General features: G+C 60.2%; 13 protein-coding genes. 10 read left to right on the top strand and 3 right to left on the bottom strand.

What is annotated here, in order from left to right; translation table 11 throughout:
* The first annotated feature begins 2 nt into the window (after window positions 1-2).
* Genes HMPREF9720_RS03715 through HMPREF9720_RS03705 form a run of 3 tightly spaced genes read left to right on the top strand, consistent with a single transcriptional unit; the run spans window position 3 to window position 3,536 of the window.
* Window positions 3-1,130, top strand: a complete 1,128-nt coding sequence (locus tag HMPREF9720_RS03715; protein WP_009596781.1) for a glycosyltransferase family 4 protein — start codon at window positions 3-5, stop codon at window positions 1,128-1,130.
* A complete protein-coding gene (locus HMPREF9720_RS03710) occupies window positions 1,127-2,299 on the top strand; it encodes a glycosyltransferase family 2 protein (protein ID WP_009596854.1) in 1,173 nt (390 codons plus the stop codon). The genes HMPREF9720_RS03715 and HMPREF9720_RS03710 overlap by 4 nt, the downstream gene beginning before the upstream one ends.
* 58 nt (window positions 2,300-2,357) lie before the next feature.
* A complete protein-coding gene (locus HMPREF9720_RS03705; protein WP_009596917.1) occupies window positions 2,358-3,536 on the top strand; it encodes a hybrid sensor histidine kinase/response regulator in 1,179 nt (392 codons plus the stop codon).
* A gap of 225 nt (window positions 3,537-3,761) precedes the next feature.
* On the opposite strand, the gene HMPREF9720_RS03700 is transcribed toward HMPREF9720_RS03705, so the two are convergent.
* A complete protein-coding gene (locus HMPREF9720_RS03700) occupies window positions 3,762-4,808 on the bottom strand; it encodes an endonuclease/exonuclease/phosphatase family protein (RefSeq protein ID WP_009596834.1) in 1,047 nt (348 codons plus the stop codon).
* Window positions 4,809-4,904: 96 nt separating this feature from the next.
* Between HMPREF9720_RS03700 and HMPREF9720_RS03695 the strand changes: the two genes are divergently transcribed.
* Entirely contained in the window at window positions 4,905-5,864 is a 960-nt protein-coding gene (locus tag HMPREF9720_RS03695; protein ID WP_009596861.1) for a UDP-glucuronic acid decarboxylase family protein, read from the top strand.
* Window positions 5,865-6,056: 192 nt separating this feature from the next.
* On the opposite strand, the gene HMPREF9720_RS03690 is transcribed toward HMPREF9720_RS03695, so the two are convergent.
* Both HMPREF9720_RS03690 and HMPREF9720_RS03685 read right to left on the bottom strand, forming a co-directional pair.
* The gene (locus HMPREF9720_RS03690; RefSeq protein ID WP_009596783.1) at window positions 6,057-7,043 is read right to left on the bottom strand and encodes an alpha/beta hydrolase; all 987 of its coding nucleotides are present in this window, start codon (window positions 7,041-7,043) and stop codon (window positions 6,057-6,059) included.
* 108 nt (window positions 7,044-7,151) lie between these two features.
* The gene (locus tag HMPREF9720_RS03685) at window positions 7,152-8,549 is read right to left on the bottom strand and encodes a Gfo/Idh/MocA family protein (RefSeq protein ID WP_009596889.1); all 1,398 of its coding nucleotides are present in this window, start codon (window positions 8,547-8,549) and stop codon (window positions 7,152-7,154) included.
* A 94-nt stretch (window positions 8,550-8,643) separates the two neighbouring features.
* Between HMPREF9720_RS03685 and lnt the strand changes: the two genes are divergently transcribed.
* From lnt to HMPREF9720_RS15795, 6 genes are all read left to right on the top strand, one after another.
* Window positions 8,644-10,230, top strand: a complete 1,587-nt coding sequence (gene lnt, locus HMPREF9720_RS03680; protein WP_009596891.1) for an apolipoprotein N-acyltransferase — start codon at window positions 8,644-8,646, stop codon at window positions 10,228-10,230.
* Window positions 10,231-10,245: 15 nt separating this feature from the next.
* Window positions 10,246-11,535 (top strand): bifunctional folylpolyglutamate synthase/dihydrofolate synthase, encoded by a 1,290-nt coding sequence (locus tag HMPREF9720_RS03675; RefSeq protein ID WP_009596799.1) that lies wholly within the window; start codon window positions 10,246-10,248, stop codon window positions 11,533-11,535.
* Window positions 11,536-11,783: 248 nt separating this feature from the next.
* Entirely contained in the window at window positions 11,784-12,374 is a 591-nt protein-coding gene (locus HMPREF9720_RS03670) for an RNA polymerase sigma-70 factor (RefSeq protein WP_009596910.1), read from the top strand.
* Between the two features lie 92 nt (window positions 12,375-12,466).
* Window positions 12,467-13,411, top strand: coding sequence for a FecR family protein (locus HMPREF9720_RS03665; RefSeq protein ID WP_009596880.1), 945 nt, complete (start codon window positions 12,467-12,469; stop codon window positions 13,409-13,411).
* A gap of 288 nt (window positions 13,412-13,699) precedes the next feature.
* Window positions 13,700-14,758 carry a SusC/RagA family TonB-linked outer membrane protein gene (locus HMPREF9720_RS15800; RefSeq protein WP_254654355.1) on the top strand — a complete coding sequence of 353 codons (1,059 nt, stop codon included), beginning with the start codon at window positions 13,700-13,702 and terminating at the stop codon, window positions 14,756-14,758.
* Between the two features lie 91 nt (window positions 14,759-14,849).
* Window positions 14,850-16,880, top strand: coding sequence for a TonB-dependent receptor (locus tag HMPREF9720_RS15795; RefSeq protein ID WP_009596828.1), 2,031 nt, complete (start codon window positions 14,850-14,852; stop codon window positions 16,878-16,880).
* The last annotated feature ends 13 nt before the right edge of the window (window positions 16,881-16,893 follow it).

Genomic DNA, 16,893 nt, shown 5'->3' with positions numbered 1-16,893 from the left:
CAATGAAAGGATTATTCGTCGTTTTCCACGGCTTCTCGGCCCATAGCGGCATCAGCAAGAAGATCTTCTCCCAATGCGACGCCCTGCGCCGGAACGGCGCCGACGTCGAGCTGTGCCACCTCGAAATCGCGGCCGACGGCACGCAGCGCCGTATGGTCGGCGGGCGTGCGATCCGCACGTTCGGGCAGGGTCTGCGGGCCAAGGTCGCCAAACGGGTGTCGCTGGGCGACATCACGCGCCACATCCGCGACGAGGGCGTGGAGTTCCTCTACATCCGCCACGACCACAACGCCAGCCCGGTGCTGATCCATTGGCTGCGCAAAGTCAAAAAACTCGGCGTGCGCATCGCGCTCGAAATACCGACCTACCCCTACGACGCAGAATTCGCGCAATCCCCCTTCGTGCGCAGGCTGAAACTGCGCATCGACCGCACCTTCCGCCGCCGGATGGCCCGCTGGGTGGACCGCATCGTGACCTTCTCCGACGACCCCGAAATCTTCGGCCGGCCGACAATCCGCATCTCCAACGGCATCGACTTCCGGAGCATCCCGCTCAAGACGCAGCGGCACGGCAGCCCCCACGAAATCAGGCTGCTGGCCGTGGCGAACATTCACTTCTGGCACGGTCTGGACCGCGTGATCGAGGGCCTGAAAGTCTATTACGCCGGCCCCCACCAGTGCATCGTCCGCCTGCGCATCGCGGGCGACGGCATCGAGTCGCTCATCGACGGCTACCGCCGCACGATCGAGGAGTACGGGCTGAGCGAATACGCCGAAGTGATCGGACCCCGTTCGGGTGCGGCACTCGACGCCGAATTCGAGTGGTGCGACATGGGCATAGCCAGTCTGGGCCGCCACCGCAACGGCATCACCCGCATCAAGACCCTCAAAAACCGCGAATACGCCGCACGCGGCATCCCGTTCGTCTACTCCGAGAACGACAGCGACTTCGACGGCATGCCCTACGTGATGAAGGCCCCGGCCGACGACACGCCGCTCGACATCGCGGCCCTCGTCTGCTTCTGCGACGGCGTGAACCTCACTCCGGAACAGATCCGCGCGTCGGTCGAAGGCACCCTCTCGTGGGACAGGCAGATGAAACAGGTATTAACCGAACTTTTCGAAGCATGACGACCATAGCCATACTCTTCTGGGCGGGGGTTTTCCTCGTCTTCTACACCTACCTCGGCTACGGCATCCTGCTGTGGACGCTGGTGAAAATCCGCGAAGCCCTGCGCCCTGCGCGCCGGTACAAAGTTCCGACCGAGGCGCCCGAAGTGACGCTGCTGATCGCCGCCTACAACGAACAGGAGATCGTGGCCGAAAAGATGGCCAACTGCCGCGCGCTGGAGTATCCCGCCAGCAAACTCCGCATAACGTGGATCACCGACGGCTCGACCGACCGGACGGTCGAACTGCTGGCGGCCTACCCCGACGCGACCGTTCTGCACGACGCACGGCGCGGCGGCAAGACCGCGGCGCTGAACCGCGCGCTGGAACACATCCGCACGCCGCTCGTGGTCTTCACCGACGCCAACACGATGCTCAATCTCGAAGCCGTGACGGAGATCGTCCGCTGTTTCGAGGACCCGCAGGTCGGGTGCGTGGCGGGCGAGAAGCGCGTGGCCGACGCAGGCGGAGCGGGAGCCGCCGCCACCGAAGGCGTCTACTGGAAATACGAATCGAAACTCAAGGAGCTGGACTACCGGCTCTATTCTGCGGTCGGAGCCGCGGGCGAACTGTTCGCCGTGCGACGCGGACTGTGGCAGACACTGCCCGAAGACACGCTGCTCGACGATTTCGTCTGCTCGATGCTGATCGCGTCGCAGGGTTACAAAATCGCCTACTGCAAGGAGGCGTACGCGCTGGAGACGCCCTCGGCCGACATGGGCGAGGAGGGCAAGCGCAAGAAACGCATCGCGGCCGGCGGCCTGCAATCGGTCTGGCGGCTGCGCAAACTGCTCAATCCGTTCCGCTACGGCGTGCTCTGGTTCCAGTACGTCTCGCACCGGGTGCTGCGCTGGACGCTGACGCCCGTGGTGCTGGTCGCCCTGCTGCCGCTCAACGTCGCCCTGCTGTGGTCGGGGCATCCGACGCTTTACGTCGTGACGCTGGCCCTGCAGTGCGCCTTCTACCTCGCTGCGCTCGCGGGCCGGGCGCTCGAACGCAGCGGACGCCGCAGCCGCCTGCTGTTCATCCCCTACTACTTTCTCTTCATGAACCTCAACGTGTTCCGCGGCACGGCCTACCTCGCGACCCATCGGGGACGGGGCGCTTGGGAAAAAGCCAAAAGGGCCTGAAGTTTTTGATAACGAGCGAAAAATAATACTATATTTGCATTGTAAAAAGTCGTTCCCCATGAAAAACATCGCCATAAAACCGGAGGATTACACGATCCTCGCCGTCGATGACATCGCGACCAACATCATGCTGCTGAAAGCCGTGCTGAGCCGCGCCAAGTACAAGATCGTCACGGCGTCGGGCGGTTACGAAGCGATAGAGAAAGCGTCGAAAGAGGCTCCGGACCTGATCCTGCTCGACATCATGATGCCCGATCTGGACGGTTACGAAGTGATCAAGCACCTCAAGGCCGACCCCGCCACGCAGGACATTCCGGTGATCTTCCTCACGGCGCTCCACAACCCCGAAGACATCGTCAAAGGCTTCAAGCTGGGGGCCAGCGACTACGTCTCCAAGCCGTTCAACCACGAAGAGCTGATCACCCGCGTAACCCACCATATCTATCTGGCCGCGGCGCAGCGGACCATTATGCAGCAGCGCGACGAACTGCAGGCCACGGTCGATGCGCGCGACAAGATGTATTCGGTCATCGCCCACGACCTGCGCTCGCCCATCGGGACGCTCAAGATGGTCTTCAACATGCTCCTGATGAACCTCACCCCGGAGCAGATCGGCGAGGAAAACCTCGAAATGGTGACCATGGGCAACAACATCACCGAAAGCACCTTCATGCTGCTGGACAACCTGCTGAAATGGACCAAGAGCCAGACAGGACGCATGAATTCGGTCTTTCAGGAGGTGGACATCTCCGAAGTGGTGGTCTTCGCCAGCAAAATGTCGGACCTCGTGGCGCAGGTCAAGAGCATCTCCGTCGAATACGACATTCCCGGTCCGATTTCGGTGAACTGCGACGTGGACATGGTCAAGACGATCATGCGCAACCTGATGTCCAACGCCATCAAGTACAGCAACGAGGGCGGACGCATCATCATCTCGGTGCGCGAGACGCCGACGCACGCACGCATCAGCGTCCGCGACTTCGGCACGGGCATCAGGGAGGAGGACATCCCCAAACTGCTCAACCCCGAAATCCACTACATGACCTACGGCACCAAGAACGAAGAGGGATCGGGTCTGGGTCTCCAACTGGTGCAGGACCTCACGCGGCGCAACGGCAGCGAGCTGACCATCGAATCGGCGGAGGGAGAGGGTTCGACCTTCACCTTCACGATCGCCAAGGAGCAGCCCCGGTCCGAAACCGTGGAGGACACCAGCGGCGGCATCGCCCGACCGTAACGCGCCGAGGTGCACTCCGCGCACGAAACCGATATGCAACAGCAGACGCGAAGCCCGGCCCGAACCGCGCTCCGCGTCTGTTTTTTGCACCCCGGCCGAAAAGCGGCGGCGCAAACGTACCGCCACCCCGGCCATCGCCAGCAATAAGACCAGCCGCACAAACGCCCGCCACTCCGCGCCGATACAGACCAATGCAGAGACGGGGAAAGCCGCGAAAGCCGAAATCTATTTGAACCGGAGTTCTGCGATCACGACCTTATGGTCGCTGACCACTTCGGAGGGCATGTAATAGCGAACGCACTCGAAGGTGTCGTCATAGAAGACATAGTCGATACGCAGCAATCCGCCCAGATAGCGGAAAGTGCCGCCGTACCCGTTTCCGCACCGGCGGAAACCGTCGGTCAGAGCACCCTTCATCTCGCGGTAGGTATATGACGAGGGAGTATCGTTGAAGTCGCCCGCCAGAATTACCGGATAGGGCGACGCATCCGTCTCGGCGCGGATTTCACGCACCTGCGCGGCACGAATCCGGCTGTTGCGGTCCACGGCGCCGAGCATCGAATCGACCGGGGCTTCCCGGTTGTAGTCCTTCTGGAAGCGGCGGCGCAGCTGGGCGATGCCCGAAGTCTGGAGATGCACCGAAAAAATGCGCAGCGTATCTCCCTCCACGAGCAGGTCGGCGCGCAGGTAGTCGTTGCTGGTATCGGGAAACCGGACGTATTTGCAGTCGAGGATCGGATAGCGGCTGGCGACGGCTCCGTTGCCCTCGGAAACGAAATAGGGCATCCGGCGCGAAAAGAGTGCGCCGATGCTGTCGGCCGGGAACTCGCCGTCGTCGAGAAACTCCTGCAAACATAACACATCGACCTGCTCGTGGCGCATCATCTCGGCCACGGCGGCCGCGGTGATGGACTTAGGGCCTAGCTGGCGGAATCCGTTTACGTTGAGCGTGGCGATGCGGATGTCGTGCGACCCGGCGGGCGCGTTGAAGTCGGGCAGCTGGATCATGGACGAGACGTAGCCCATATTCAGAAGCAAAGCCGCCAGCGGCATCAGCGCGACGATCCACCTGCGGCGGATCAGCCACCAGACCAATGCGGCCAGATTGGCCAGCAGGACGACCGGCAGCAGCAGGGCGATCGTAGCCCAGAACCCGCCCTGTTCCGGCGAAACGAACGACGCGCGCCAGCTCAGCACAGCGGCGGCAAGCAGCAGTCCGGTAAAGACGACAGCCAGAAAATAGAGCAGACAAAAGACGCCTTTTCGACCCATTTTGTGTTATCTTGTAACGATTTGTGCGTGCAAATATAACTTATTCAAAATAAAAATCGTACATTTACACGCCTTAATCAAAACTATTTCGTGCCAATGAAGCGAATACTCATCTCCGGTGGTGCCGGATTCATCGGTTCCCACCTGTGTGAACGCCTGCTTAAAGAGGGCAACGACGTCATCTGCATCGACAACTACTTCACGGGACACAAGAGCAACATCCGCCATTTGCTGAAACACCCCAACTTCGAAGTCATCCGCCACGACATCGTCTACCCCTATATGGCCGAAGTCGAGGAGATTTACAACCTCGCCTGCCCGGCATCGCCGATCTACTACCAGCACGACCCGATCAAGACGACGCAGACCTCGGTCATAGGCGCCATGAACATGCTCGCCATCGCCAACCGCAACCACGCAAAAATCCTGCAGGCTTCGACCTCCGAAGTATACGGCGACCCGCTGATCCATCCCCAGCCGGAGGATTACTGGGGACACGTAAACCCGCTGGGACTGCGCTCGTGCTACGACGAAGGCAAACGCTGCGCCGAGTCGCTCTTCATGAGCTACTACCGCGAACACGGCGTTCCGGTGAAAATCGTCCGCATATTCAACACCTACGGCCCGAAAATGGACATCAACGACGGCCGCGTGGTTTCGAATTTCATCGTGCAGGCGCTGCGCGGCGAGCAGATCACCATCTACGGCAACGGCGAGCAGACCCGCAGTTTCCAATATATCGACGACCTGATCGAGGGAATGCTGCGCATGATGACCGCAACGCCCGACGACTTCACGGGGCCGGTCAATATCGGCAACCCGAACGAATTCACGATCTCCGAGCTGGCGCACATCGTCCTCGAACTCACCGGCTCCAAATCGAAAATCATCCGCATGCCCCTGCCGTCGGACGACCCGCAGCAGCGCAAACCCGACATCACCCTCGCCCACAAGATGCTCGGCGACTGGGAACCGACGATCCAGCTGCGCGACGGACTGCTGAAGACGATCGCCTACTTCGAAGAGGTCTTGTCGCGGGGAGGAGTCCGGCGCTGACGACCGTCCGCCGTTTCCGCCCCACCGCCTCAGCCGTTCCGCCGGCAGCGCCTCTCCCGCCGGCATTCCGCTCCTGCCGATCCCTCGATTCAGCCGATCCTTCGATCCAGCCGCGCCAGCCGTTTCCAGCCGTCCCGCCGATTCTCCGTTCAGGCCGTTTCCGCCGGTCCCTCCTCCGCTCCCGGCGGACCGCTATTCCCTCAGATAATCGCGGAGCACCGCTCCTGCCAGCCGCACCAGCGTACGCGTAGGATGCAGTCCGGCAAATCCGTTGAGCATGCCCCAATCGTGTATCACGCCGTTGAAGCGCACGGTCGTAACCTCGACGCCCGCCGCGTCCAGCAGGCGTCCCATCTTCTCGCCCTCGTCGCGCAGGATATCATTCTCGGCGACGGCGATCAGCGTAGGCGGCAGCCCCCGCAGACGTTCGGCCGAAGCCCGCACGGGCGACATCAGGTCGCTGCCGCGCTGCGCCGGGTCCGAGACATACTGTTCGAACATCCACTTCATCAGAGGTGCGGTCAGAAACCGCTGACGCCCATACTCCGCATAGGAATCCCAATCATATCCGGCGTCGGTCACCGGCCACATCAGCACCAGCGTGCGGATCTGCGGTCCGCCGTGATCCTTGGCCAGAAGAGCCGCCGCCAGCGACATATTGCCGCCGACGCTGTTGCCGGCCAGAGCCAGCCGGCTGCCGTCCACACCTATCTCACGGCCGTTTTCGGCCACCCATTTCACGGCAATGTAAATCTCCTCGACGGCCTGCGGAAACCGCGCTTCGGGCGAAGGCGTATAGTTGACGAAAACCGCCGCGCAACCCGACTCCGCGACCAGATCGTGCACCAGCCTGCGGTGGGTCGGATAATCGCCCAGCACCCAGCCGCCGCCGTGGACGAAGACGAAAACAGGCAGCCGTTCCCGGCCGGTTCCCTCCGGCCGCACAAGATTCAGGCGCAGGGTGCGCCCCTCGCTCTCGATGGTCCGCTCGGACTCTTCGACGCCCGACAGATCGACCGGCACGGCCGCCTGCAGATCGGCCAGCACGCGTCGCGCGTCGGGCACGGGCAGCGACTCGACGGCGGGTCCGCCGCCGTTCAACACGTTCAGATAGGTCTTGGTTCCCTGAGACAGGTGTTCGTCGTGCAGGTAATCGGGAGCTTCCTTTACAGCATTCATAACAGATCGTTTTTAAAGTTTCCCGATCCGCTGCAAAGGTATTGCCACAACCGAAAAAGCGGCCCGGAAAAAAATCCGGACCGCTTCTTCAATTTCAGCCGCCAGCCGTTACTGCGCCATGGCGTGGCGGTAGCCGTCGATTTTGGCCCAGTCGCCGCGGGTGAAATCCGGAACGGCGACGGGCGCGTTGTTATGTTCGAGCGAAGCCGCCGTCAGCGCGCCGATGCAGGACCATTCGGCCGCGTCGTAAACGTCCTGATCGAGCGGAAGACCGTGCTGCAGGCAGTAAACCAGCCGGTAGTCCATGATGAAGTCCATGCCTCCGTGGCCGCCCACCTGACGGGCCTTGTCCTCGATGTCGCGGACGATCGGGTGCTTGTAACGCTCCATAAGCGTCTTCCGGGCCTCGGCGGGAATGAACGAATGTCCGCTCAGGTTCTCGTGGTCGGGAAGCTCGCCCGCAAGCTGTTCGGGACGGAACGCATAGCCCTGAACCGGATATTTGTTGGCGAATCCTTCGGTACCGGTAAGCTGATACATGCGGCTGTAGGGACGGGGCGTATAGACGTTGTGTTCCAAAAGGATCGTACGGCCCTTCTCGGTCTTGATGAGCGTCAGCGTCTGATCGCCGTTGGCGAAGGTTTCGGCGCCCATCTTCTCCTTGGCGGTTTTGAGTCCGTTGATCGACTCGGTGTCCATCGACACCAGACGGGTCATCCTGTCGCCGCGGTGGATGTCCAGCAGCTGGCAGGCCGGACCGAGTCCGTGCGTGGCGTAAACGTCACCGCGGTGCGACTGGTTGAAGTCGAGACGCCAGTTGCCCTGATAATGCTCCCAGAACGGATCGAGGTCGTGGATGTACGAACCTTCGGTGTGGATGATCTCGCCGAACAGCCCGTGCTGGGCCATATTGAGCGTCGTCAGCTCGAAAAAGTCGTAAACGCAGTTTTCGAGCATCATGCAGTGGCGCTGGGTCTTTTCGGCGGTATCGACCAGCTGCCAGCACTCTTCGAGCGACATGGCGGCGGGAACCTCCACGGCCACATGCTTGCCGTGCTCCATGGCGTAAACCGCCATCGGCACATGCAGCTGCCACGGGGTGCAGATATAGACAAGGTCGATGTCGTCGCGCCGGCAAAGCTCTTTCCAACCCTCTTCACCGCTGTAGGCCGCGGCTGCGGGGAGATTCCGGCCGGCAAGGATCTCCTGCGACTTCTCGACCCGGTCGGGATAGAGGTCGCAGAGCGCCTTGATCTCGACGCCGTCGAGGTAGGTGAAACGCTCCACGGCGCCCGGACCGCGCATGCCCAGCCCGATGAATCCGACCCGCACGACGGGTATCGGATCGGTCGTCAGCCGCAGCACCGAATGCTGGCCCTCGACACGGGCCGGGGCATCGAAAACAATCACGCCGTCCACGACGCTGTAACCCTTCGGCGAAGATCCGCAGGCCGTAAAAAAGAGCGCAGCGACGACCGCCCACGACAAAAAGGCAAATTTCTTCATTTATCAGTAGTTTTTAGATGTTCATGCAAAAATATGAAATATTTTGAAATATGCGGCCATTTGACTACTTTTGCCCACGTAAAAATCACACACCATGTTTCGTAAACTGACGGCGGCAATCCTATCGGTCATTCTGCTCTCTCCGGGATGGCTCGGCGCAACGGGTCTCACGCTGCCGTTCGCACTCGTTCCGCTGCTATGGATCAGCTCGTCGTACGACGCTTCGCGCCGTTCGTGGCGGTGCATGTTCGGCTGGGCGGCGCTGACCTTCGCGCTGTGGAACGTCGCGACGGTGTGGTGGATATGGAACGCGACTCCCGTGGGTCCCGTCGCGGCGACGCTGGCTTCGACATTCTTCAACATGATCGCCTTCATGTTGTTTCACACGGTTTCGAAAAAAGGACCCAAGGCCTTGGCCTACACGCTGCTCGTCGCAGGGTGGATCGCCACGGAATACTGGTACACGGTCGGCGAGTTTTCGTGGCCGTGGCTGATTCTGGGCAACGGATTCTCGCACGAGGCATGGCTCGTGCAGTGGTACGAATATACGGGCGTCTTCGGCGGTTCGCTGTGGGTGCTGCTCTGCAATATCCTCTTCTTCGAGGCGATCCGCGCACGGCGCAATGCGGCCCGCTGGGCCGCGGCGGCCGGCATGCTGCTCGTCCCGGCCGCCGTATCGCTGGGCATCTGGTGGAGCTGGCAGCAGCCCGCCGAAGGGACGGCCGAAGTGAGCGTCGTCCAGCCCAACGTGGACTGTTACGACAAATTCAACGGCCGCGCGGAGTGGCAGGAGCGCAACATCGTCGACCTGCTGACGGAAGTCCCCGCCGGAGCGCAGTTCATCCTGCTCCCCGAAACGGCCGTGCCGAGACATTACTGGGAACCGGGACTCACCGAGACCCGGTTCGACAACGAGCCGGGACCGTTCTGGCAGGAGCTGGCCGACACGCTCCGCAGCAGCCATCCGCAGGCGCTGCTCGTCACCGGGGCCTTCACCAACCGCTATTACGCGGCGGGGCTGCAGCCCCGCACGGCCGAGGGCAACCCTTACGGCGAAGGCTACTACGACGACTTCAACACGGCCGTGGGACTCGACTCCGCAGGCCACACGCAGCTGCACCACAAAGGCAAGCTGGTGATCGGCGTGGAAAACACCCCGACGGTCATCTTCGACCTCATGCAGTTTCTGGTCATCGACTTGGGCGGCGTCGTGGGGCAGATCGGCATGGGCCAGCACGGTACGGCCTTCGGGCACGCCGGCATGCGCATGGGCCCGGCCATCTGCTACGAAGGACTTTACGGCGACTTCTACGGCGATTTCGTGCGCCGGGGAGCGCAGTTCATGGCCATCATCTCGAACGACGGCTGGTGGGGCGACACGCCGGGTTACAAGCACCTGTTCACCATCTCGCGGCTGCGGGCCATCGAACACCGCCGCGCCATCGCCCGATCGGCCAATACGGGCATGTCGGGCTTCATATCGGCCCGCGGCGACATCGGGGAGACCCTCGGCTGGGAAAAGCGGGGCGTGATCTCCGCCGCCGTGCCCCTCAACTCCGAACTCACCTTCTACACCCGATACGGCGACTATCTGGGCCGCATTTCCGAGTACCTGACACTGCTCTGCGTGCTTTACTACATCGCCTACCGGGTCAAAAGGAAAAATTACCTCGTAAAATAAAACCCGAAACCCGATATGAATTACACCCAGACCCTCGAATTCCTCTTCTCGTCGCTGCCGGTCTTCGAAGCCAAAGGCGCGACGGCCTACAAGCCGGGATTGGAGCGTATCACCGCGTTCTGCCGCCACATAGGCAATCCCCAGCGTAACTTTTTCACGATCCACGTGGCGGGAACCAACGGCAAAGGTTCCGTGTCGCATATCATCGCATCGGTGCTCCAGCAGGCGGGCTACCGCACGGGGCTTTTCACCTCGCCCCACCTGCAGGATTTCCGCGAACGCATCCGGGTGGACGGAGAGATGATTCCCAAACAGAAAGTGGTGAACTTCGTGGACAAGCACCACGGCAAGATGGTCGAGCTGGAGCTGTCGTTCTTCGAGATGACCGCCGCGCTGGCTTTCGACTACTTCGCGCAGAGCGACGTCGAGGTGGCCGTGATCGAAACGGGACTCGGAGGACGTCTCGACGCCACGAACATCATCGTGCCGCTGGTGAGCGTCATCACCAACGTGGGGCTGGACCACACGGCGCTGCTGGGCGACACGCTGCCGAAAATCGCCGCCGAGAAGGCCGGCATCATCAAAAAGAGCATTCCGGTAGTCATCGGCGAGAGCGATCCCCGCTACAACGAGGTCATCGAGCAGACCGCCGCCGCCAACAAGTCGAAGGTCATCTACGCCGAGCAGGAGTTCTCGTGCGAGCCCTGCCCCTGCGGAACCGACCGCCAGCACTTCTGCATGCACCGCACCCGCGACAACCGCAACTTCGAGGTCGATCTCGATCTGGGGGGCAACTACCAGCGCCGCAACATGGTCACGGCAGCCGCAACGGTCGATTTCCTGCACGAGGAGACGCCGCTGACCATCTCCCGCCGCGCCTTCCTCGAAGGTGCGCGCGACACGGCAGCCAACACCTCGCTCATGGGCCGCTGGCAAAAGCTGGGCGAACAGCCGCTTACGGTCTGCGACACAGGCCACAACCCTCACGGCATCGCCTACGTCGCCCGGCAGCTCAAAGCCACGCCCCACAAACAACTCTACTGCGTGATCGGCTTCGTCCGCGACAAGGACCTCGCCCATATCCTCCCCCTGCTGCCGCACGACGCCCACTATATCTTCACGCAGGCGAAGACCGAACGGGCCTTCTCTGCCGCCGAGCTTACCGCCAAAGCCGCGATCTACGGGCTGCACGGCGAGACCGTCACCGAAGTTCCCGCCGCAGTCGCCCGCGCCAAGGAGCTGGCCGGCGCCGACGACATGATCTTCATCGGCGGCAGCACCTATGTGGTCGCCGAAGCCTTGTAAAACCGTCTGACAGATCGCGACGCATCCGCAGACAACTTATATTATAATCCGGACCGGGAAAAGATACGCCCTATCTTTCCGGTCCGTTTTTTTCGATTTCCGCGCGGCGGGACAAAAATCTTTCCGGCCGGAAAAACAGATTTCGCGGCCCCGCAACAACGATTTGAGGCAGAGCGTTTTCGATTTGGGGGATTTTGATTTTGCAAATAATACTAAAAGTCTTAATTTTGGCATATTAATTACCCCCGATGCACCAGAAACCGACCAAAACCTGCATTACCTCCGCGGAGTTCGGGAGATTGTATTCCGACTACAATCCCCGGTTTACCGAGGTCACCTACCGTTACGTGCGCGACCGGGGAATTGCGGAGGATCTGGTGTCGGACAGTTTCATGGCGTTCTGGGAGGAGCGGGACCGGCTGCCGGAAGATGTGAACGCCCCGGCTTACGTGCTGACCATCGTCAAAAATAAGTGCCTGAACCACCTGAAGGTCAGGTTGCTGCACCTGCAGATCGAGAAAAAGCTGCATTCGACCCAGCAGCGGCTGATCCAGTCCGACATTCAGTCATTGGCGGCCTGCGTTCCCGACACGCTGTTCGTGGAGGAGATGCAGACGATGCTCGACCGCGCCGTCAGCCGGATGCCGGAACTTACGCGGCGCATTTTCGAAGGCAGCCGCTACGAGAACAAAAGCTACAAAGAGCTTGCTCAGGAGCTGAACATCGCCTTCACCCACGTCAATTTCGAGATGCGGCGGGCGCTGAAAATACTTAGGGAAGAATTCAAGGACTATATTTTCGCGCTGATCATACTGCTGGCTGTCAGCAACTTGATTTAATAAAATAAATTATTAAACAAATAAATGCACCGTTTCACTACTAACACGGTGCATTTGTTTGTTATTACTACTAACAGAGAGAAAAAGAGAAGATGGACGATTTATTACTGTACAAGTTTTTGCAGAACGAAGCGTCGGAAGACGAAATCAGGACGGTATTGGACTGGCTCGACGCCGATCCGGCCAACCGGAAATATTTCGACGGGCTGGACAATATGCTCAATGCAGCCCGCGTAAACCGCCCCGCCGGCCGGAAACCCCAGCGCCGTCCGCTCCCGACGCTGCGCAGTATCGGCGCATGGAGCATGCGCATCGCGGCAGTCCTGTGCTTATGTCTCGGAGTGAGTTATTTCGCAGCTACGAAGATGTTCGACCGCAAGGCTTCCAACAATTCGCTGAGCGTGTTCGTACCCAACGGCGAGCGCATCAGCATGACGCTCACCGACGGCACGACCGTATGGCTCAATTCGGGCACGACGCTGGAATATCCGGCGGTTTTTGCACGCGGAGAGCGCCGGGTGAAGGTCACGGGCGAAGCGATGTTCGACGTCAAGAGCGACCCGCAGCATCCGTTCGTCGTCGAGACGTTCGCCTGCGACGTAAGGGTGCTGGGCACCAAATTCAACGTAGAGGCGAACGAAGAGAAGGGGATTTTCAGCGCCGACCTGCTCCGCGGCAAGGTTCAGGTCTGCAACCGGACGGACCGCAGCGACCGGATTACGATGGAGCCGAACCAGACGGTCCATCTGGAAAACGGAAAGTTGCAGCTTCACGCGCAGGAGAACGCCGACAAACTGCTCTGGACGGACGGCATCCTCTGCATAACGGGAATGACGTTCGAGGAGGTCATGGCCAAGTTCGAACGCTGCTACGACATCAACGTGGAAATTCTGCGCGACGACCTGCCCCAGATCGAGTTCCAGCGATGCAAGCTCCGCATCAGCGAAGGGATAGACCACGCCCTCGCGGTGCTGCAGCACGCGGCCGATTTCAGGTACGAACGAGATATTACGACCAATACGCTCTATATCAGATAACGAATGAAGTACGAACCCAACAGCCCGATGCCTATGAGAAAGTAACCGAGAACCCTTTTCTTCCGTATCAAGTCCTGATAAAAAAAGAAAACCTATGAATGTTGGCGCATCCATAGGTACATTCTTCAGGCGTAAAACCTACTTAAACCCTAGAATTTATACAAAAGTATGAACAAAAAATTGATTCTGCAAATCAGGAGTTTATATTCGCTGCTATTTGCTGTATCTCTATCTTTGTCATCCGTCGCGGCTTTTGCCCAGCCGGCACCGCCCCGGATCACGATCACGATGGCGGACGTTCCGATGGAACGGGTGATTGACGCCATCGAAAAACAATCCAGTTATCTCTTCGCCATCGACACGAACGTGAACATTTCCCAGAAGGTCAGCGTCTCTTGCACGGATGCCTCCGTCGAGACCGCACTGACGCAGATGGTCAAAGGAACCGACGTGGCTTACCGCATCGACGCCTCGAACGTCGTGCTCTCGGCGGTCCGCAAAGAGGTGAGCGCACAACCCCGATTCGTTTCCGGCAAGGTTCTCGACGCACAGGGAAACCCCGTTGTCGGAGCGGCCGTCATCGTCAAAGGGACGACCGTCGGCATGAGCACCGGAGCCGACGGAGACTACTTGCTGCAGATATCCCCCTCGGCTGGAAACGCCGTACTGGTCGTCAATTATCTGGGCTTCCGCCCCGTAGAGGTCACCGTCGGAAATCGCACGCAGATCGATTTCACGCTGCACGAAGAGTCGCAGGCCGTAGACGCCGTGGTCGTAACGGCCCTCGGCATCAAGCGCTCGGAAAAGGCGCTCAGCTACAACGCCCAGCAGGTGAGTTCGGAGGATATCAGCATCGTGAAGGACGTCAATCTGATGAATTCGCTGAACGGTAAAATCGCAGGCGCGGTCATCAATTCGTCGGCATCGGGCATCGGCGGCGCCACCCGCGTAGTGCTTCGCGGTCTGAAATCCATCATCAGCAGCAACAACGCCCTCTACGTGGTGGACGGAATTCCCCTCTTCAACAATAACAACGGCGAGATAAAGAGCGAATTCGAGTCGCAGCCCCGCGGCGAGGGTCTCACGGACCTCAACCCGGACGACATCGAATCCATGACCGTGCTCACCGGCCCCTCGGCGGCGGCGCTTTACGGATCGAGCGCGGCGAACGGCGTGATCGTGATCACCACCAAGAAGGGAAAGGCCGGCCGGCCCCAGATTTCGTTCTCCAACCAGACGACCTTCTCCTCGCCGCTCAAAATGCCTGAGTTCCAGACCAAATACGGCAACCAGCCGAGAACCTATTCCAGCTGGGGGGGGGGTACTGGCGACCCCTTCGTCCTATAACCCGCAAGATTTCTTCAACACGGCGGCCAACACGCAGACCAACGCCAGCATCTCCGTAGGTAACGAGAAGAATCAGACCTACGCCTCGCTGATGCACGTCTATGCCAACGGCATCCTGCCCAACAACTCATACGACAAACACTCCGTCACGGTTCGCAACACGACCTCGTTCCTGCAGGATCGGATGACGCTGGATGCAGGCTTCAGCTACGTGGAGACCGAAGACCAGAACATGCTCTCGGCAGGACGCTATTTCAACCCGCTGACCTCGCTCTACACCTACCCGCGCGGCGAAAGCGTCGAGGATCTGATGATGTTCGAGATCTATGATTCGAACAAAAAACGCTACGTGCAGAACTGGGCGTGGAGCCGCGGCGCGCTCGACATGCAGAACCCCTTGTGGATGATGCACCGCAACATCCAGAACAACAAGCGGCGGCGCTCCATGATGAACGCGAGCCTCACCTACAAGGTGACCGACTGGCTCACCCTCGCCGGCCGCGCCAAAGCCGACCTGAGCGTCGGCGAATCGTCGCGCAAGCTCTACGCATCGACCGACCCGCTGTTCGCCGGCGGCGACAACGGATTCTTCGAATTCACCAAAGAGGAGGACACCCACCGCTACGGCGACTTCATCGCCACCGTAAACAAGCACTGGGAGCAGTTCTCGCTCTTCGCCAATGTCGGCGCCAGCATCTCCGACCAGCTCTCCAGCATCGCCGGAGCGCGCGGTCCGCTCGAACTGCCCAACTTCTTCTCGCTGACCAACACCAACCCCTACGGCGCATCGGGCCAACGGCTTCAGGAGCGCAAACGCGAGCAGGAGCAGGCCGTATTCGCCAGCGTGGAGGCCGGATGGAGGGGCATGCTCTACCTCACGGCCACGGTCCGCAACGAATGGCATTCGAATCCGGCCTACACGAACAACCTGTCGTACTGCTTCCCCTCGGTCGGCCTTTCGGGACTGATTCACGAAATGGTGAAGCTCCCCTCGTTCATCGACTATCTCAAGGTGCGGGCTTCGTGGGCCGAAGTGGGCAGCCCGATTCTTTGGGGCATCTCCTACCTGACCTACAAATGGAAGCAGGGTTCGTGGTCCACGAGCGCCACCAGACCGATCCAGAATCTCCGCCCGAAGAACACGACCTCGTGGGAGGTGGGTCTGAACGCCCGACTGTTCGCCAATTCGCTCTCGCTGGACTTCACCTACTACAAGTCCAACACCAAACACCAGACCTTCCTCGTGCCCCTGTCTGGTTCGGCCGGCTACGAAAACATGTACGCGCAGACGGGCAACGTCGAAAACAAGGGTTTCGAGCTTTCGATCGGATACGACAAGACATGGAGGGACTTCGCGTGGAGCTCCAGCCTCACGCTCAGCCACAACAAGAACAAGGTCGTCGAGCTGATGAACAACTACTACGACCCGCAGACGGACAAATACTATACGCTCAAGGAGTATGAGGTCGCCAGCATGGGCGGCGCCAACTTCATCATGACCGAAGGCGGCACCATGGGCGACCTGTACGCCTACGGAGACCTGTGGCTCGACGAGAACGGCTACATCTACATCAACCCCAACGACCCGAAGCTGATGGTCACCGACGAGCGCATCAAGCTCGGCTCGGTGCTGCCCGACTACAACGCCGGTTTCCGCAACGATTTCTCCTACAAGGGCATCAACCTCTCGCTGCTCTTCTCCGCACGCTTCGGCGGCATCGTGGTATCGCCCACCCAAGGTTTTCTCGACGGACTCGGAGTATCGAAGGCGAGCGCCGATGCGCGCGACGCCGGCGGCGTGCCCATCAACAACGGCAGGATCGACGCGCAGCACTACTACGAGACCGTCGGTCTGGGACAGCTGCTCTCCCACTACACCTACAGCGCCACGAACGTCCGCCTTCAGGAGACGAGCATCGGATATACCTTCCCGAAGAAATGGATGGGCGACCGGGTCAAGCTGACCGCATCGCTCGTAGGGCGCAACCTCTGGATGATCTACTGCAAGGCCCCGTTCGACCCCGAACTCACGGCCTCCACCGGTTCCTACCTCCAAGGTATCGACTACTTCATGCAGCCGAGCCTGCGAAGCCTCGGTTTCAATGTCCAACTTAAGTTCTAACCAAGCCTTAAGA

The organism is Alistipes sp. HGB5 (assembly GCF_000183485.2).
GTDB lineage: Bacteria > Bacteroidota > Bacteroidia > Bacteroidales > Rikenellaceae > Alistipes > Alistipes finegoldii.
The sequence above is the reverse complement of the archived record's forward strand: the minus strand, read 5'-3'. Positions and strand labels throughout refer to the sequence as shown.